At 67.5% G+C, this 18,797-nt stretch carries 15 protein-coding genes; 8 read left to right on the top strand and 7 right to left on the bottom strand.

What is annotated here, in order from left to right; translation table 11 throughout:
- Window positions 1-4: 4 nt before the first annotated feature.
- The 7 genes from ACYOEI_RS33845 to ACYOEI_RS33815 form a co-directional block, all read right to left on the bottom strand.
- On the bottom strand, window positions 5-1,324 hold the full coding sequence (locus ACYOEI_RS33845) for a DUF1501 domain-containing protein (protein ID WP_462854533.1): 1,320 nt from the start codon (window positions 1,322-1,324) through the stop codon (window positions 5-7).
- A gap of 37 nt (window positions 1,325-1,361) precedes the next feature.
- Window positions 1,362-3,752, bottom strand: a complete 2,391-nt coding sequence (locus tag ACYOEI_RS33840; protein WP_462854532.1) for a DUF1549 and DUF1553 domain-containing protein — start codon at window positions 3,750-3,752, stop codon at window positions 1,362-1,364.
- A complete protein-coding gene (locus ACYOEI_RS33835; RefSeq protein ID WP_462854529.1) occupies window positions 3,749-6,535 on the bottom strand; it encodes a M56 family metallopeptidase in 2,787 nt (928 codons plus the stop codon). Before ACYOEI_RS33835 ends, ACYOEI_RS33840 begins: the two co-directional genes overlap by 4 nt.
- Before the next feature lies 1 nt (window position 6,536).
- Window positions 6,537-6,929, bottom strand: a complete 393-nt coding sequence (locus ACYOEI_RS33830; RefSeq protein WP_462854526.1) for a BlaI/MecI/CopY family transcriptional regulator — start codon at window positions 6,927-6,929, stop codon at window positions 6,537-6,539.
- A gap of 220 nt (window positions 6,930-7,149) precedes the next feature.
- Entirely contained in the window at window positions 7,150-7,647 is a 498-nt protein-coding gene (locus tag ACYOEI_RS33825) for a hypothetical protein (RefSeq protein WP_462854525.1), read from the bottom strand.
- Window positions 7,648-7,773: 126 nt separating this feature from the next.
- Complete coding sequence (locus tag ACYOEI_RS33820; protein ID WP_462854522.1) at window positions 7,774-9,024, bottom strand: hypothetical protein; 1,251 nt, start codon at window positions 9,022-9,024, stop codon at window positions 7,774-7,776.
- A gap of 153 nt (window positions 9,025-9,177) precedes the next feature.
- Entirely contained in the window at window positions 9,178-9,726 is a 549-nt protein-coding gene (locus tag ACYOEI_RS33815) for a GNAT family N-acetyltransferase (protein ID WP_462854520.1), read from the bottom strand.
- Between the two features lie 415 nt (window positions 9,727-10,141).
- Between ACYOEI_RS33815 and ACYOEI_RS33810 the strand changes: the two genes are divergently transcribed.
- The 8 genes from ACYOEI_RS33810 (at window position 10,142) to ACYOEI_RS33775 (ending at window position 18,740) form a co-directional block, all read left to right on the top strand.
- Complete coding sequence (locus ACYOEI_RS33810; protein WP_462854518.1) at window positions 10,142-10,780, top strand: sigma-70 family RNA polymerase sigma factor; 639 nt, start codon at window positions 10,142-10,144, stop codon at window positions 10,778-10,780.
- A gap of 104 nt (window positions 10,781-10,884) precedes the next feature.
- Window positions 10,885-11,115, top strand: a complete 231-nt coding sequence (locus ACYOEI_RS33805; RefSeq protein WP_462854516.1) for a hypothetical protein — start codon at window positions 10,885-10,887, stop codon at window positions 11,113-11,115.
- On the top strand, window positions 11,112-12,128 hold the full coding sequence (locus ACYOEI_RS33800) for a DUF1559 family PulG-like putative transporter (RefSeq protein ID WP_462854514.1): 1,017 nt from the start codon (window positions 11,112-11,114) through the stop codon (window positions 12,126-12,128). Before ACYOEI_RS33805 ends, ACYOEI_RS33800 begins: the two co-directional genes overlap by 4 nt.
- Window positions 12,129-12,226: 98 nt before the next feature.
- Complete coding sequence (locus ACYOEI_RS33795) at window positions 12,227-14,998, top strand: protein kinase domain-containing protein (RefSeq protein WP_462854512.1); 2,772 nt, start codon at window positions 12,227-12,229, stop codon at window positions 14,996-14,998.
- 200 nt (window positions 14,999-15,198) lie between these two features.
- On the top strand, window positions 15,199-15,651 hold the full coding sequence (locus ACYOEI_RS33790) for a hypothetical protein (protein ID WP_462854510.1): 453 nt from the start codon (window positions 15,199-15,201) through the stop codon (window positions 15,649-15,651).
- Window positions 15,652-15,880: 229 nt separating this feature from the next.
- Window positions 15,881-16,819 carry a DUF1559 family PulG-like putative transporter gene (locus tag ACYOEI_RS33785; RefSeq protein ID WP_462854508.1) on the top strand — a complete coding sequence of 313 codons (939 nt, stop codon included), beginning with the start codon at window positions 15,881-15,883 and terminating at the stop codon, window positions 16,817-16,819.
- Between the two features lie 174 nt (window positions 16,820-16,993).
- Window positions 16,994-17,422, top strand: a complete 429-nt coding sequence (locus tag ACYOEI_RS33780; RefSeq protein ID WP_462854506.1) for a hypothetical protein — start codon at window positions 16,994-16,996, stop codon at window positions 17,420-17,422.
- 1 nt (window position 17,423) lies between these two features.
- Window positions 17,424-18,740 carry a deiodinase family protein gene (locus ACYOEI_RS33775; RefSeq protein ID WP_462854504.1) on the top strand — a complete coding sequence of 439 codons (1,317 nt, stop codon included), beginning with the start codon at window positions 17,424-17,426 and terminating at the stop codon, window positions 18,738-18,740.
- Window positions 18,741-18,797 lie beyond the last annotated feature (57 nt).

Here is an 18,797-nt window from a genome sequence, read left to right as displayed (position 1 = left end):
CCTCTCATGCGATCAGGGAGTTGAGCACTCGCCCTTCGCGGAAAATCGGGATCGGGCGGCCGCTGGCGGATGAGACTTCGTGCCCGGGGCCGAAGCCGAGCTGGTGGAAGAGGGTGGCGGCGAGGTCGTCGGGAGAGCAGGGGTCGAGCGTGGGGGCGGTGCCCCGAGCATCGGTCGCGCCGAGGACGGAGCCGCCGCGGATGCCGCCGCCGGCGAGGAACGCGGTCATCGAGCGCGACCAGTGGTCTCGACCCGCGTTCGAGTTGACGCGAGGGGTGCGGCCGAACTCGCCCGCGCAGAGGACGATCGTCTCGTCGAGGAGGCCTCGGGCGTCCAGGTCGACGATCAGGGCCGAGAGGGCCTTGTCGAGGGGAGGGAGGAGACGGCCACGGAGGGTGGCGAAGTTGTCGGAGTGAGTGTCCCAGCCTCCCATGCCGAGGGTGACGAAGCGGGTCCCCGCTTCGATCAACCGGCGGGCCGCCAGGGCCCCCTGGCCGATCGGGGTCCGGCCGTACTCGTCGCGGGTCGCGTCGGATTCTCGCGAAAGGTCGAGGGCGGTCCGGACGCGGTCGGATCGGAGGATCTCCAGGGCCTGGCGGTGAAAGCCGTCGAGGCCCTTCATCGCGTCGGTCGCGTCGAGGGCCCGCAACCCTTTGTCGAAGCGGGAGAGGATCCGTTCGCGTCCTTCGAGGTCGTGGAGTGAGAAGCCCTGGGGGAGTGCAATGCCCCGGGCCTGGAGGGTCCCTCGGGCGGGGTCGCCCTCGACCTCGAACGGGCCGAACGCGGGGCCCGCGTAGCCCGGGCCCACGTCAGAGACGCCCTCTCGGAGCGAGGCGAAGGTCACGTAGGGGGGCACCCCATGACCCGGTGGCAGGACCCTCGCGGCGAGCGAGCCGAGCGCCGGGTATTCGAACGCCGGGCCCGGCCGGTTGCCCGTGGCCATGTACGTCGTCCCCGGCCCGTGCGCGGAGATCGTGTGGCCGAGCGACCGCACCAGGGCGCAACGGTCCATGACCTTCGCCAAGCTCGGCATCGGCTCCGCGATCGAGACGCAGGGGACGGACGTGGCGATCGCCCGGAAGTCGCCGCGGATCGCCTCGGGGGCGTCGGGCTTGGGGTCCCACATGTCGATCGTCGCGGGGCCGCCGGAGAGCCAGATCTGGATCACCCCGGTCGCGGCCTTCTTGCCGGCCGGGGTGTAGGAGCCGCCGAGGGCCTCCGCCCGCAAGGCGCCGGGGAGGCTCAGCCCGAAGAGGGCCGAGGCGCCGACCCGGAGGAAATCGCGACGAGCGAGGCCCTCGCCATCGGTCCGCATTCGAGGCATGGCCGGAACCCTCCATCCTTCTTCGTGCCGGGCACGGTCAATGATTCAAGACAAACTCGCGTGTATTGATGAGCGCCCAGAGGAGATCGACCAGGGCCGCGGCCCGGTCCGGCCCCCCTCGAAGACGTTCGAGGCCCGCGTCGAGCTCGTCCGGGCCGGGGAGACGCGACAGCGTGGCGAGGAAGAGCTCCTCGACGGCCTCCGCATCGCAATGATCCGAGGCGAGGATCGACCGAGTCCGACCTTTCCGGATTTTCTCGAGCAGGGCCTCGTCGGTCATCAGGAAGAGGGTGCGCGGGACGTCCGAAGGCCTCGACCGTTCGCAGTCGCAGATCGACGCCCTGCGCGGGCGGCCGAGGATCCGGAAGGCGCGTGCGAGTTCCTCCGAGGCGACCTTGTTCGAGGCCACTTCGATGGCCCGCGACCCCGGAGGTGCGTCGGGGCCGAAGTCTCCGGAGACGCCCAACGCGTCGTTGAGGACGTCGAGCAACACCTCGGCGGACAGCAATCGGGGCGAGGCGCTCGCGAATCTCCCGAGGGCCTCGGCGCCGTCCCCGGACGGCTCCGAGGAGCGCTGGTAGGCCCTCGAATTGAGGATCTGTCGCTCGAGTCGGCGGATGTCGAAGCCGCTCGCGACGAAGTCGGCCGAGAGGGCGTCGAGGAGCCGGGCGTTCGTCGGCGGGTTGGCGACCGAGAACCCGTCGACGGGGTCGACGAGCCCGGCCCCGAAGTAGGCCGCCCAGACACGGTTGACGAAGCTCGGGGCGAAATAGGGGTTGTCGGGGCGCGTCAGCCAGGAGAAGAGGGCCTCGCGGGGGTCGCCGGTTTCGGCGAAGGCCGGGCCGCCTGGGGCCTTCGGCGGGAGGGCCCCCCTGGTCGTCGGGTCGGCGAGCCGGCGCGTCGGGAGGGGGCCGACGTAGACCTCTTGCAGCCGAGGGATCGCCGGGAGGGCGCCGGAGGGGTCGGACTTCCTCCGCTCGTCGAGCAGGCGGGCGGTCGCGGCCAGGCCCGCGGGGGAATGGCCGAAGCGGACCATCGCGAAGACATTCGCATACGAACGATAATCGGCCTGCGTCCAGCGGTCGAACGGATGCTTGTGGCACTGGGCGCATTCGAGGCGGACGCCCATCAGGGCGACGGCCGTTCGTTCGGCCATCTCCTCGATCGGGAAATACTCGTTGTTGGTGAATCGCCGCCAGAAAAGGTCGAGGCCCGGCTTGGTGGCGTAGTCGGTCGCCCCGCCCGTACCGGCGGCCTGCAAGCGCCCAGCCTCGTCGCGCAGCCAGGCCTGGACGTCCTTCGCGTCGCGGCTGGTCGCGCAGAGCACGCCTCGGGCGATCTGGTCGTAGGGCATGTTCTCGGCGAACCGCTTGCGGAACCAGGCGTGCCACATCGCCGCACGTCGGGGACGGAGATCTTCTGGCGACTCCATCGCATCGACGTTGCAACCGGTGATTTCGAGGTAGCGGGTCGCCCAGAGCGCGGCGTGCCAGGGATGGGTGAGCAGGGCGTCGATGGTCTTCGAGCGTTTGTAGGGCGAGGGGTCGTCGAGGAAGTCTCGGACCTGCTCGGGCGAGGGGAGAGAACCGATGGTGTGGAGCGTAACGCGACGGAGGAACTCGGCGTCGGCCGAGGGTTTCGAAGGGACAATGCCGAGGCCCCGGAGCCTGGCGTCGACCTCGCGGTCGACCAGGCCCGAGCCGGGTAGTTCGGGGAGGTCGACGGAACGTCCCGTCGGGACGGAGACGCGTGCCGACGCGAGGATCCCCCGGTACGACGCGACCAGGGACGTCTCGCCGGGCCGGAGGCCTCGGACCCGGCCACCGGCGGCTGCGGCCACGGCCTCGTCCTTGACGCGGAGGTCGCAGAACGGGGTGACGTCGGCTTCGGAGCCGTCGGCGAACCGGGCGACGACCGCGAGCGAGGCCGACTCGCCGGCCTTTGTGAAAGCAACGACGCCGGGTCGGACCTCGATCGACTCGGCGGCGGGGGCCGCCTCGTCTCTCCTGGCCCCTTCGGCGATCCAGGCGAGGAGGACGCGGTACTCCCAGGAATCGGCCGAGAGCCGCCGCCCCCCCTCGTGGGGGACGCGGGCGGTGGCCTTCAGAAGCACGAGGCTCCGATCCGGCTCGAGCGGGTCGACCCGCCGGCCCTTGGCGTCTCGGGTCAAGGCGGAGTAGTCCCGGGCCGAGTCGTGGCCGAAGAGGCTGAGGGTCAGGCCCCCTCGGCCCTGGAACGAGCCGTGGCAGGCCCCCGTGTTGCAACCGAGCCGGCCGAGGAGGGGGGCGACGTGGCGGTCGAAGTCCACCGCGGCGAGTTCGCCCCCGCCCGGCAGCCGGACCGGCTCGGCTCCGGCCGCCATCAACGACCGGGCCTCGCCGAGCAGGGCGGCGAGCCCGACCACGGTCACGGCGACGGCCGTCCTCATCGGCCCGACTCCTTGGCGTCCGAGGCCTTCGGCTCCTTGGCATCAGGTGCCTTCGGCTCCAGCACGAACGTCACCTCCTCGATCTTACCTTCGGGGAGCGTCAGCTTCCGGACGCCTTGCGCGAAGCCGTCGGCCGTCACGGTCACGGCGACCTCGCGGTCGGGCAGGAGCTGGGACGTGCGATATCGCCCGTCGTTCTGCTCGTCGACGATCGCCTCGGTCGCCTTCTTACCCCCGCTGAGATAGATCTGCGCCACGGACTTCAGGTCGGCCGCCGTGTACTCGGCGGACGCCTTGAAGCCTTGGATCTGCGCCCCATCTCGGGTCGTGGCGTTGATGACGACGATCGGCGCGCTGTAGCGAACAATCTCGATATCCTTGACGTCATGATCAAGTGTCCCGAGTTTGATCTCCCGCCCCGCGGTCAATGCCCCCTTCTTGCCGAACCGATGAACGGCCGACGAGTGCTCATTCGTCATGACGTCGAGCTGGACCTTCTCGAGCCCGTGCGGGACCTTCACGACGAACCGCCCCTCGGGGTCGGGATGCGCCATGCCAAGCCAAGATTGACCGTCGAGTTGCCCGAAAATCGAGCTCTGCCAGCCCGACTTGGGCAATCCCTTGCTGTCCATCCAACGGCCCTCGATGACCACGTGGGGCAGCGCATGGATCTCCAGCGGTGCGGGGGGCTCGCCGTCCTTGAGCGTCACCTTCAACGCGGTGAACACCCCTGGAAGCACGCGCCGAGACCGGCCGGAGCCCCGTTCGACGCGGGGGTCGAATTCGGTGGGCGCGACCGTATACTTCGCCGGAGGCAGGGGGTCGAACGTGAATCGACCTTCGGCGTCGGTCTCCGTCGTGCGTTCGATCGCGTCGGAGACGATGAGTTGGTTGAGGACCTCGAAGTCGGGCACGCTCCCTCGCTCGCGTTCGGCCTCGACCAGGAGGCCCGCCATGGGCTTGCCGTCGACGTCGAGGGCGACCCCGCTCAGCACCTCGCCCTTCGTCAGCGTGAACGTCCCGAGGTCCCCGCGTTTGCCGTCGGCGAGCGCGTGCATCTCGGGCGCGTAGCGGTCGGGTAGGATCCAGAAGACGCCCAGGCCGGGCGTGGTGATCGGCAGGCGGAACGTCCCGTCGTCGGCCGTCTTGGCCCTGACGAACGAGCCGTACTCGAAGTGCCCCTGGGTCAGCTTGTCCGTGCGAGAGTACGACAGGAGCTTCACCCCCGCCGCCGGAGCCCCCTCGGGCGTCAGGATCCGTCCCGTGACCGGGCTGGCCGGGCGGAGCTCGACGGTCTCGAAGAAGGGCCGTTCGCCGAGCCCCAGGTTCTTCCGGATCATGGAGAAGCTGTAGCCGAAGCCAGCCCTCGTGGCAAAGTCGGGGTGCTCGACGTCGAGCTCGATGTAGAGGAACCGTTCGGACGCCTGCTCCGGCGGGATCGTGAAGGAATAGGTCCCGTCCGCGGCGGTCGTGTGCCGGGTCTCCTGGAGGAGGCGGTTCTCGGCCGCCCTGAGATACGAACGTCGGACGACGACCGTGGCCCCGGCGATGGGCTTGCCGGTGTCCTTGCTCTTGACGGTCCCGGTGTATTGCAACGTCTCCCCCTCGGGCTTCGCCGCTTCGGGTGTCCGGGCGGCCTTCGGGGCTGGCGTCCCGGACGTGTCAGTCGGCGGCGCGGCGTCGAGGCGGAGGCCCGACGCGACGAGGATCACGGCGGCCGCCCCCGAGGCGGCGGCCAGGCTCCAGCCCATTCGGCAGCGTTTCTCCAGCGGTCCGCGGTCCTCGACGAGCATGACGACCCTCCGATGTAAGTTCGAGCGCCGGTCGACGATGCCCAGCGCCGGCAGCGAAGGCCCGGCCACTCGGCCTCGGGCCATCCGGATGAGTGAGGCGGCGTAGCCCTCGGGCGACCCGAGGGACGCGGCACGGTCGTCGGCCAGGTAGTCCTGGCTGAGCCGGAGCTGCCGCCTGAGCCACCAGTACAACGGCTGGTAGAACAAGAACAGACCCGCCAACGTGACCAATGTCCACGCCAGGTAGTCGCGCCTCTCGACGTGCGACCACTCGTGGCCGAGGGCGTACTCCAGTTCCTGACCGACCGCGTCGCCGCAAAGGCCCGAGGGCAGAAGGATCGTCGGCCTGGCCCATGTATACGTGAACGGCAACGCGATCCGATCCGACTCCAGGAGCCGTACCCGACGACCCGCCGGCCCGCTGATCGCGAGCAGCCGGTCCCGTACGCACGACGGGGCAGGGCGGGCCGCGCCCGAGACCCGCAGGAGCATGACCTGGCCGAGCAGCCACCACCCCGCGAGCGTGGCCGTCGATGCGACCAGGGCCACAAGACCGAGCGTCGCACCCGAGATTGTCAAATCCCCTGTCGGCCGCAGGACTGTCGTCCGGGGCGTCGTCACGAGACGCCCGGCCTTCGCAAGGACCGGCCCGGCATCCGCGGCCCCCGCAAGACTCGTTTCGGCCGGCATCGCCTCCCGAGGCATGGTTGGCGACGGTAGCGGCATGGTTTCCAACGCCGCGGCTGCGTTGGTGATCCTCGACGCCCTCGACGCCCCCAGGGCCGAGAGGTTGCTCGCCCAACGAGGGGCGAACGGGAGGGTCCCGACCGCCGGCGCGAGGAGGGCGCCGAGGATCGTGAGGCCGACGATCCGGGCCCGATGGACCGGCTGTCGGCAGGCCTTGAGTGCAAGGCCGCCACACGTCAGGACAACCAGGCCGGACAGGGCGGCCTCCGCCCAAAATCGCCCGAGCAGAGTGATCCACGACATCTCAATGGCCCTCCCCTCGCCGCCCTTTGGGCTTCGCCGCCTTCCGCTTCTTCGCCTCGGCGATGAGCTGCTCGAGGCCGTCCAGCTCTTCTTCGCTCGCGTCCTTGGCCTGGAGCAGGCTGAGGACGACCTGACTCAACGAGCCGTCGAACAACCGGTGCAGGAGCCGAGACGTCACGCTGTCCCGGCTGTAGATCGGCTCATAAACGAACGTCCGACCCTCGGCCCGATGCCGGACCAAACCCTTCTCCTCCATGATCCGCAGGAGCGATTGCACCGTGTTGAAGGCCAGCTCGCCCCCCGGACACATCGCCTCGTGGACCTCGCGGACACTCCCGGAGCGCAGCTCCCACAGGACCTTGAGCACGTCCAGCTCGCGACGGCTCGGTACCACGTCGGACAGATCCCACCCCCTTTCGACGTCGGGGCCCGAGACTTGACTTATTAAGTTAAGTGAAACGTAGCGAGGATCCGCTTGGGAGTCAAGGGTTGTCGACGGATTCCGACCCGAATATGTCGAAGCGTCATCCCGCCGGATGTTGAGGCCGGACGGGCAGGTCCCCGAGATCCGAGGCAGCGAGGCTTCCGTCGCCCCGGCGATGGGGCGGCGAGGATCACCCGGAGGGACGCACGTCACCGACTTCCGAGGAGGGATCGGGCGGGGCCTTCATGACCGCGCGGACCCACCCGACAATCGCCCCGAACTGGGCGAAGAGGAAGACCGTGTATGCGGTCACCAACACCGGGCCGAGCCCCGCTGCCTGGGCGGCCCAAATCGCTGCCACCGCCGCCCCACCGATCAGGCCCCCGGGCAAGAGTCTCAGGGCCGCTCGCGCCGCACCCCGCGTGCTCCGCTCGGCGTTCCATGCGAGGGCGATCATCCACGAAAAAACGCATGACAAGGTGGCCCACAGACCTGCCGCGCGCAGAGGACTCAAGACGATGAGTCGACCACGACTGTAGTACTTAACCCTCGGCACCCAGAGGCCGTCGACCAGGGTCGGCTCGGCCGAGCGGTTCGCCTGGTCCCAAGCGGCCCAGCCTCCCAGGGCGACTGCCAGGAGAAGACAGACCCACTCCCCGGGCCTCAACATCCTGAAAATGAGGACCATCGCGTGCGTCGTCTCTCGTCGGGGGGGGGCCATAGTCAGTCCTCTCGCGGGTCGGCAAAGGCTCCGGGAAGGGCCGATGTAGGCATCGTCCGATCCCTTCCGAGGCATGCCGAGTCGTCGGGGCGTTCAACGACTCTCCACACGGCCCGACGTAATCTTCACGTCTTTATACGAGGAATCGATCGCCTTCGAGGCGGCCGGGTAGGAGGTGCCTTCCAGGAAGCCGAGCGAGAACCGGGCGGGGAGGGCGGTCAAGTCCGGGATGTGCTCGATGAGCTCCTTGTAGCCCTTCCGGCCGAAGCCGAGGACGGTCATCTGCTGGAACGAGCCGTCGGGCTCGGGCTTGAAGGGCCAGGCGACGTAGGAGTCGACCTTGTCGTGCGGCTGGTGGTTGGCCAGGAAGAGCGCGCGGTCGACCTCGCCGGCGCCGACGTAGACCCAGGGGACGTTGTCGGACCAGGGCTCGGCGGCCGTGGTCCGGCGATTTCCCGGGCGGACGACGAAGTCGCGGTCGGGCTCGAGGGAACCGCCGGGGACCCCTTCGTAGAGGAACCAGTACGACGGGATCGCGATCTTGCGGAGGGTGACCGTGGCGTAGGTTGGATAGAAATCCCAAAAGCATGACGACTTGCCGTCCGAAGTCTCGGACTCGATCCGGATCCGGATCGGCCCCCGTCGGGTCACCCGGCTCTGGAAGCCTGCCGGGCCGGTATACTGGCCGAATCCGTAGCCGCAGTGGAAGAGCTTCTCCGGCTGCCCAAACTTAGGCATCCCCCGGAACTCGCCCGCGCCCCGGCCGATCGGCCGGTAGCCGATCCAGTCGTGGCCGTCGCGGTCGAGGATGCTCGCGAATCCCGCACCTTTCTTCCCGTAGAGATACGTGGCGTTGCGCGTCTCGACCTTGAAGCATTCCATCGTCTCGTGCAACGTCACGCCGTCCGTCACCGAGACCTCCGCCGGCACCACCGGCGCGGTCAGGGGCGGCGTGCCCGCCCGGCCGTAGGCGTAGTAGCGCCGAGAGGCGTCGGGGGGTGTCGTCCCCGTGAGGATAAGGACCAGGGTCCCCCGCCCAGAGGCCGACTCGGCCCCACTCGTCGCCTTCTCGAACTGGAAGGGGACGGAGTCGTCGAGGATCCGTCCATTCGCGTCGACCTCCACCAGTCGCAGGGAACGCTCATCGGGGCCGGGGGGCGAACCGAAATCGACGTCGATCTCGACCGGCCTGCGGCTCCGCTCGACCCCGGCAGCCCGGACCTGGATCGGGAGGCGATGGGTGAACGCCGAGTCCCACCACGGGTCGTCGGCCGAGCTCGGCCTCGCGATCGAGCAGGTCGCGACGAAGACAAGGCAGCGCAAAACAATCGTTCGCGTGTTCATCGGTTCCATGTCCCTCGATGGCCGGGGCCGCGTGGCGGCCCGGGAAGTCTCTCCGCGAAGGGAATGACGACCCGACAGAGGAGGGGGGACAGCCCGCCCGGTCGTCCGACCTCGATGGAGCCGGCCCCGGCCGTTCGCCTGGGGCGCGGCGAGTCATGCCTCGCGGAGCGTCGGCGCCGACGTCCGGGCTCGTTCCCAGCGCCAGACCGGCCCGTCATCCGGGTCGACGACCTGGCCGACGGCCTCGAACCCGCACTTGGTGAGGACCCTGGCGGAGGCGTTGAACTCCGGCCGCGTGTGCGCGCGGACGAGCCCGACGGGGCCGCTGCCGAACGCGAACCGGAGCAGCGCCTCGGCCACTTCGGTCGCATACCCTTGCCCTTGGTGGACGGGCACGATCCCATACGCGATCTCGACCATGCCCGACTCGTTCGGCGGCCCCTTGAACCCGGCGGCCCCAATCACCTTGCCAATCTCCCGATGGATCACGAAAAATCCATACGTCCACGGGTCGGCCGCCGAAGAGCCACGGACCCGTTCCACCCACTCGGGCGAGACATCGTCCGACCCGAAGAACTGGCGAAGCCCTTCGGCGGCGATCAGGCCGCTCCGCTCCTCGAACACATGCGAGTTCTCGATCAAGGCCAGCAGGTGCCCGGGCTCCGCGGGTTGGAGTCGGAGTCGGGCCGTTTCCATCGTCATGACGATCCCTTTCCCCTCGGACACCCACACATCACCGATCGGATCCTTCGACGCCCCCCTCGATTATGTGGCCGGGCCGAGAGCAACTCAACGCAAAAGACGATCCCGCCCGTCAAGCGAACGGCCGTTCACCCGAAGCCGTTGGAGGAACCGCTCTCTTCGACGACGAAGAATATCGTTCATTTTCATAAACTTTCGAAAAGTACTCGTTTTGCATGAGAAAGCTTCGGCCCCGATTTGTTCGATCCGTGTAGACTGGCGTGGTTCGCACGTTTGCCAGCGAGAGGAGGACCTCGGCCCGACGCGGGGTCTCCGGCCCCGGCCCACCTCCTTCGGCCGCCGGCCACCGAGAAATCCGACACCGGGCTGTGGACGGTCTCCTTCCGCTCGCAGTCTCGTACGTATGGGACCTCCGATGATGGAAGAGCCGCGAGAGATTCGCGAACACCCCGTCGAGCCGGCGACCCCGGCCAACGTCGAGCAGCTTACCGCGCTCTTCGTGCGGCAGCGTGACCGGCTCCGGCGGATGGTTCGGCTCCGGCTCGATCGCCGACTCCTTGGGCGAGTGGACCCTTCCGATGTCCTCCAGGAAGCCTACCTTGACGTCGCGCAAAGGGCCCCGGAGTACCTCGCTCAACCCGACATGCCCCCGTTCCTCTGGCTCCGTTTCCTCACCGCTCAGAAGCTTGCCTTGCTGCATCGCCGTCACCTCGGGGCCCAGTTGCGCGACGCCGGCCGAGAAATCTCCCTGCACCGCGGCGCACTCCCCCAGGCCACCTCCGCGTCGCTCGCCCATCAACTCCTCGGCCGGTTGACCTCCGCCAGTCGGGCCACCTTGCGTGCCGAGTTGCAAACCCGCCTCCAGGTGATCCTCAACGGCATGGACCCGATCGACCGTGAGGTCCTGGCGCTGCGCCACTTCGAGGAACTCAGCAACGCCGAGACCGCCGAAGTCCTCGGATTGCAGAAGTCGGCCGCCAGCAACCGCTACATCAGGGCGCTGAGACGATTACGAGAGATCCTCGTCGCCCTGCCCGAGGACTTCGACCTCTGACGGAACGCGGGAGGTGCGACGACGAACCCCGGGGCGTGTCCGGTCGCCCCGCACCGCCAGGATCGCCGTCGACGGGATAACGTCTTAAGAACAGGACAATTTTCATGTATGTCTTCGGGAAAATCGATCGCTTGAAGCGGGTCGCCGTCCTGGCCCTCGGCCTTGCCGGCTGCGGCGATCCCGATATCGGCACGATCGAGGGGGACCGCAAGGCGCCTCCCCGCCGCGTGCGCGGCAGCCCGGCCGCGACGACCTCGAGGGCGCGACGGTCAACAAGACGCCCGAATCTCGACGACCTCTCGCCCAGGTTCAAGGCCGGGGAGGGTCGGCCATGAGGACGTTGGCCAAGCCAAGGCACCGGGCCTTTACGCTGATCGAGCTCCTCGTGGTCATCGCGATCATCGGCGTGCTCACCGCCCTGATCCTCCCCGCGGTCCAATCGGCGCGAGAGGCGATGAATCGAGCCCATTGCGCCAACAACATGAGACAACTCGGCATCGCGCTGCACAACTACATCGACGTCAGGGGTGTCCTCCCGATGGGCTACGCGAACCAGTACTGCGAGTTCGTCCCGGCCGCCTACTGCTTCTCGCACGGCCCCTTCGTCGCCATGCTCCCCCAGCTCGACAATCAGCCGCTCTACAATGCCACGAACTTCTCTCGCAATATTTATTCAAATGCGAACGTCACCATCTTCGGCACGGCGATGAAGACGCTTTGGTGCCCGTCCGACCCGACGGTCGACAAGCCGGTCATCGCCGACCTCAGCGAGACGACCGGCAATACGATCTACCTGACCAGCTACGTCTGCAACACGGGGACCTGGTACAACCACGGCCGCGACCCGGTGAGGACCGCGCAAAACAGCGGGCTGTTCTGGGGGGCCAGCTCGGTGAGCCTGGCCGAAGTCACCGACGGCCTGAGCCAGACGATCGCCATGGGCGAACGTGCCCATGCGCTCCTGACCCCGGACACGGCCTGGAACTGGAGTTGGTGGGCCGACGGCGACATCGGCGACACGCTCTTCAGTACCCTCTTCCCGCCGAACCCCCAGAGGAAGAAGATCAAGGACGGTTCGCTGCCGTTCACCAACAGCCTCTACTGGTCGTCGTCGGCGTCGAGCCTGCACCCGAGCGGCAGTAACTTCGCGATGCTCGACGGGTCCGTGCGGTTCATCAAGGACTCGGTCGAATCATGGCCCATCGATCCGGCCACCAATCTCCCTCCCGGACTGAGCCAGGGAGGTAGCTCGGCACTCTACTCAGTGAGTCCCGGCCTACATTTCGGCGTCTACCAGTGCCTCTCCACTCGCAATCGCGGTGACATCGTGAACGACGGCGACTATTGAGCGCCGTCGGTGCTCGCCGGTCGTGAGATGAGATGCGCTCCCGATCCGTCTGTGTGCCCGCAAGTCGCCCAGGATCCGCCCTGATCGAGGGACCTTTCATGTCCAATTCCAGCGGCGATCGCACGCCGGTCGAGCGACTCGCCGAGGAATTCCTCGAGTGCCACCGACGGGGCGAACGCCCGTCGCCGACCGAGTACGCCGACCTCCATCCGGAGTGTGCCGAGGAGATCCGCGAACTCTTCCCCGCATTGATGTTGATGGAACGGCTCAAGCCGGCCACCGGCGACGTCACGGGGTCGTTCCTCGAGGGCGGGCATGAGCTCGAGAGACACATCCCCGAGCGGGTCGGCGACTTTCGCATCCTCCGCGAGGCCGGTCGCGGCGGGATGGGGATCGTCTACGAGGCCGAGCAGGAATCGCTCGGCCGTCACGTCGCGCTGAAGGTCCTGCCCTCGCACGCGCTGCTCAACCCCCGGCATCTCCAGCGGTTCCTCCGCGAGGCCCGGTCCGCGGCCCGGCTGCACCATACCAACATCGTCCCGGTCTTCGGCGTGGGCGTGGCCGACGGGCTCCACTACTACGTGATGCAATTCATCACAGGCTCGGGCGTGCACGACGTCGTCGAGGAGTTGAGACGACTCAAGTCGGCAAACGAAGTGGGCCACAAGGCCGACGACGCCGTGAAGCGCGACGAGAGCCTCCTCGAGGTCACCCGAGGCTTCCTCACCGGCCACTTCTCGGCCGCCACCGCGAGGTTTGCCGCCGACGGCGAAACCGACCCGCCCTCCGAGGCTCCAGCCGGGTCGAACTTCTCGGATCTTCGACCGGGGAGCGAGATCCTCTCCGGGACGGGTGCGAACTTCGCCAAGGCCGTCGCGCGGGTCGGCCTGCAGGTCGCCGAGGCCTTGGCCTACGCCCACGCCCAGGGCGTGCTGCACAGGGACATCAAGCCTTCAAACCTGCTCCTGGACGTGCAGGGGACCGTGTGGGTGACCGACTTCGGCCTTGCCAAGTCGACGGACGACGGCGAAGACCTGACGAACTCGGGGGATATGCTGGGGACCCTCCGGTACATGGCCCCCGAACGATTCCATGGACAAGCCGACGCACGGAGCGACCTCTACGCCCTGGGTCTCACGCTCTACGAGCTCCTCACCCTCCGCCCCGCCTTCGATCAGACGGATCGCAACCGGCTCATCCACCAGGTCACCACGGAGGTGCCACCACGCCCTCGCTCGCTCAACCCCGCAATCCCTCGCGACCTGGAGACGGTCGTGCTGAAGACGATGGAGCACGACCCCGCCCACCGTTATCAGCAGGCGAGCGAGTTGGCCAGCGACCTGGAGCGATTCCTGGCCGACCGGCCCATCCAGGCGAGGAGCGTCGGCAGCCTGGAGCGTGCCTGGAAGTGGACGAGGCGCAAGCCCGCCGTCGCCGGCCTGATGGCGGCCCTGACCGTCTCGCTCGTCTCGGGTTTCGTCGGGGTTGCCTGGCAATGGCGGCAGGCCGTCGCGGCCCGCGACGTCGCCCGCGACAACGCGGTGAAAGCTCGGAAGAACTCGACCTATGCCCGAGAGACCGTGAACACATTCCTCACCCTCGTCAGCGAAGAGCAATTGCTCGACCAGCCGGGGATGCAGCCCCTGCGCCGCCAGCTCCTGACGCTGGCCCTGGATTACTACCAGAGGTTTCGGGGCCAGCAGGGCGACGACCCGGCCTTGATGAAAGAGCTGGCCGAGGCGGCCATGCGTTCGGGCCTCATCGCCAACGAGCTCGGCGACGTCAGCGAGGCCTGTCTCGCCTTCCTCCGGGCGAAGGATATCCTGAAAGCCCAGGTCCTCGAGCACCCGAACGACGTCGCGATACGCCTGCTCCTGGCCCGCAGCTATATCGGGTTCGAGGACGTCAACCGATCGAGTGACCTTGCCTACATGCACGTCGCGACGGCCGTTCGTGACTTCGAAGGCAAGAGGTTGATGGAGTCGCTCGTCGCCGAAGACCCCAAGAATCTCGAATATCTCCGCCTGCTCGGCCGTAGCTATCACATGAATGCCTGGACGGATTTCCGGGGGGGCCGCGCCTCCGCCTCGGCAACCCATGCCGGGAAGGCCATCGCGACGCTCGAGCGCGTCCGGCGAAACGCCCCCGACGACTCGGAGGCCGCACGTTGGCTCGCGATGTCCTATTCGGATCTCCCCCTCCTGGCCGGCAAGGCCGGTCGGCCGGTCGACCCCGTCCTCGCAATCGGTCGGGCCCTCGCCATCTTCGAAGCCCTCGAGCAACGGTTCCCGGCATCCCGTCGGCACAGGCTCGACCGGGCTCAATGTTTGGTCCAACTCGCACTCGCCGAATACGAGCTCGGCCGGTTCACTGAAGCCGACGAGCATTTCGTCGCCTCTCACGATCGGCTCAGCCAACTCCGTCGAGAAGACCCGAATGCGGTCGACGTTCGATACTGGCTGGCCGTCGCCACGCGAGGGCTGGGTCAGGTGGCGTTGGCCCGAGGCAAGCCCGACGCCGTCCCACTCCTGCGCGAGGCCATCAAGATCCATGAGTCCCTGCCGGCCGATTCGCTCGCCGGGCGCGACATGATCCAGCTCGCCTGGTCCTACCTTCGGCTTGGCCAGGCAGAACTCGAGGCGGGCCGTCGGGACGAAATCCCGGCGATCCGTCGTCGGCTCGTGACGGTGCTCGGGGCGGTCAGGGAGCGGAGTCTCGTGGGGTTCCCCCTGCCAAACCAGTCAGTCGAAATCGCGAGAATCGAAGCCCTCGGCAAACCGATCCTCGCCCCAGGCCGCGACGATGACCCCGGCCAGGCAATTCGCGGCGGCTCGGCATCAGATCCAGGCCATACGATCCCGCGCCGGTAAGCCATCGGACGAGTCCGCCCCCCTCTCTCGTCGCGTCAGGCCCCCTCCAGATGGATTGGGACGTCATGGTGATTCATGAGAAACAACCGAAGAGAACTTTCCAATCTTCTTGCGATCGATGGTTGCAGTCCCTCCCGATGCTCGTGTAAGATCTGAAAATCTTACGGTCTCTCTTCCACCGACCCATATCGCGAAACCGAATGAAACCCGCGTCCTCGGGACGATCGGCCTTGCGGCGAACGGGAGCCATCCTGGCGATCGTTCTGTGCGCATTGGCCGCGACGACCGAAGTGAAGGCGGGTTGTGGTCATTACCTGGAGCCGGCCTCCCAGGACGGCAGCCCTTCGATCCTCAGGGACCTCCAGGTCCTCTCCGAGTGGGACCGGATCCAATCTCACCTGCCGCTCACCCCGACGCGCGACCTGCCGTGTTCGGGGCCGTCCTGCTCGAAGAAACCGGTGCAACCCGAGTCCCCGGTGTCGCCGACACTGGTCCGGACCGACTCCTGGTGCTGCACCTCGATCTTCCTCCCCGTCCCCGTCCCCGAGTGCCTTGAAGGCCTCGGCAGATCACCCTCGGCCCGCCCGCTCCGTCGAGCCTCCGCGCTCGATCGTCCGCCGCGTTCCCTCCTGTTCGCCCTCGTCTCGCACTGACCTGATCCGACCATCGCCGTCGCTTGCCTCGGCATTTTGAGTGGTCTCGTCGCGCCTTCCGGAAACCTTGCGCAACTTCGTTGCGCGTGGTGATCGGGGCACGACCCACCCAGCGAGGCCCGCGATTGCACCTCTGGCTCGGCGATCGGTAGATGCAGACTCCTAACAATAGTCACTTCCGTTCATTCCGACATCATTTTTTCCAGGCTCTGGAAGGGAGATCTTCCCAATGCGCCGAAGTCGCGCCTTCACGCTGATCGAGTTGCTCGTCGTCATCGCAATCATCGCCGTCCTGATCGGCCTGCTCCTGCCCGCGGTCCAGGCGGCCCGCGAGGCCGGGCGCCGGATCCAGTGCGTCAATAACCTGAAGCAGCTCGGCCTCGCCCTGCATAACTATCACGAGTCGCGCCAGTGCCTGCCGCCGTCCTCGATGGGATCGATCGGCGACTTCTCGGCCCTGAGCCAGATCCTGCCGTTCCTCGAGCAGACGAACATGTACAACGTGCTCAATTTCTCGCTGAAGGATACCGACCCGGGGAATAGCACGATCCTGATGGCGAACATCAAGGGCTTCATGTGCCCGTCGGACCTCCCCGACACGGCGCCCTCCAACGGCGGCCAGACCAACTACTTTGCCGACCAGGGGAGTTGGATCGTCTTCGGCTCGGCGACGGGGGCCAACGCCGCCCTGCCGCCCCCCAACGGTTGCTTCACCGCGGGCAAGGTCACCACGTTCGCCGACATCACCGACGGCCTGAGCAACACGGGCTTCTTCAGCGAGCGGATCCTGGACATCCAGAGCAATGGCGTGATCGACCCGATCGCCGACGTCTTCTTCCCCCGCACCATGCCGCTCACGATCGACGACGCCGTGCAGCAGTGCCAGGCCGTCGACATCACCGACCTCGCCAACCAGGCCCCGGTGTTCATGGGCGCCCCCTGGGTGAACGGCCAGCACGTCTTCCAGCACATCACCCCACCCAACACGCGCTCCTGCGGATTCTTCATCGTCAACCGGGCGAGCATGCCGGCGAGCAGCCGACACCCGGGCGGTGTGAACCTGCTACTCGGCGACGGCTCGGTCAAGTTCATCAAGAACACGATCAACGTCCAGACCTGGCGCGCCGTCGGCACCAAGGCGGGCGGCGAAGTCATCGGCGATTATTGAAGTTAACTTCGGGAATCATCGAGGGTCGAGGGCCGGGTCGGCCCTGACCCTCGACGTCGCCATCCGTCTATTTCAGATGATCCACAGACGTTCAACCCTCGAGATTCAGCCTCAGAATGCGGGGCAGGAGTGCCCCGCGAGGGACTATAGCGAACACGCATCGAAAGGGTTCCGATGAAGACGCGACCCCGTATTGATCATCAGCATCCGGAGCGGAGCGGGCGAAGCCGCCTGATCCTCATCGGGATCATGACCCTGGGATGCCTCGCGGGTTGCTCCTCCTCGAGCGGAGGAGCCAAGCCCGTGGACGCTGTCGGGGCCAGGCAGGCCTTGCAGACGGCGATGGAGTCCTGGAAAAAAGGCGATCCGATCGGTCTGCTGAAAGAGCAGAACCCGAAGATCGTCGTCCAGGACCTCGACTGGGAAGGGGGCGCGAAGCTCCTCGAGTACAAGGTCCTCGACGAAGGCAGGGACGAGGCGCTCAACCTCAGCATCCCGGTCGAGCTCAAGCTCCAGACCAAGGCCGGCAAAGACGCCAAGAAGAAAGTCAAGTACATGGTCGGGACCAGCCCGGTGATCACCGTATTTCGGGAGATTTTCTAGCATGTTCACATATGTTTATCAATCATGGAAACGGGCCGCTCGGCTCGCATTCGCGGGGATCGCGGCGGGGCTGCTCGTAGGCGCCGACGACCCGAAACCCGGGACAGCCGGGTCCCCGGGGGCGGCGATCCCGACGTCCCCGAACCCGGCCCTCGCCGACGGGTTCGACCCCGAGGTCGCCAAGGCGCTCCAGGAGTCGTGGCCCGACCACCCCGAGTGGGTGGACATGCTCTCCGACATCCTCCAGGGCGCCCCGATCGGGCCGAACTTCGGCTGGTTCCGCACGGCCGTCACCCAGACCCGCTTCACCTGGGACGCGACCCGCAAGGCCTATGACCGCGACGGCGACGGCCGGATCAGCCGCGGCGAGTACCCCGGCTCCGACGCCGAATTCGCCCGCCTCGACCGCGACCACGACTCGGCCCTCACCGCGCCCGACTTCGACTTCTCCCCCTCGTCGCTCACCCCCTCGCCCGGCTTCGCCTGGTTCTCCCGCGCCGACCGCGACGGCAGCGGCAAGGTCACCCGCGAGGAGTTCGAAGCCCTCTTCAAAGCCCTCGATACCGACGGCCAGGGCTTCCTCTCGCAGAACGACCTCATCGAGTCGCTGACGCCCCCCTCGCGACCCGCGGCCCGCCCGAGCGGGGCTCCTCGGCCCGACGCCAACCGCGGCATGCCCTCGAAGGCGACCCTCGTCCGCGGCCTCTTCGAGCAAGAAGTCGGCTCCCTCCAGCCCGGCCCGAAGCTGGATGAAACCGCGCCCGACTTCACGCTCAAGACCAACGACGGCAAGGAGGAGATCACCCTGTCGAAGCTCGTCGGCCCCAAGCCGATCGTCCTGATCTTCGGCAACTTCACCTGCGGCCCGTTCCGCAGCCACTCCGGCAACTTCGACAAGCTCCATGCTCGCTACAAGGACCGCGCGACGTTCGTCATGGTCTACGTCCGCGAAGCCCACCCCTCCGACGGTTGGCGGATGGAGAGCAACGACCGCGTCGGCGTCGTCACCCTCCAACCCAAGACCTACGACGAGCGCGTCGAAATCGCCCAGGCCTGCGGCAAGCGCCTCGACCTCGGCTTCCCCATGCTCGTCGACACCATCGACGACCGCGTCGGCGCCGGCTACAGCGGCATGCCCGGCCGCTTCTACCTCATCGACCGCGCCGGCAAGATCGCCTTCAAGAACGGCCGCGGCCCCTACGGCTTCAAGCCCGCCGAGCTCGAACAGTCCCTCATCTTGCTCCTCCAGCAAGACAAGCCCGACTCTTCGACTCCCACCGCCTCCGCCAAGCCCGCCGACACCCCCTCCGCCCGCTAACCGCCCGTTCCGAACCCCGGCATTTTCCTCAAAGCCGGGGTTCGGACACCGTCAACG

It is taken from the genome of Singulisphaera rosea (genome assembly GCF_054877945.1).
Note: the sequence above shows the minus strand (reverse complement) of the source record. Positions and strands in the feature narration are given on the sequence as shown.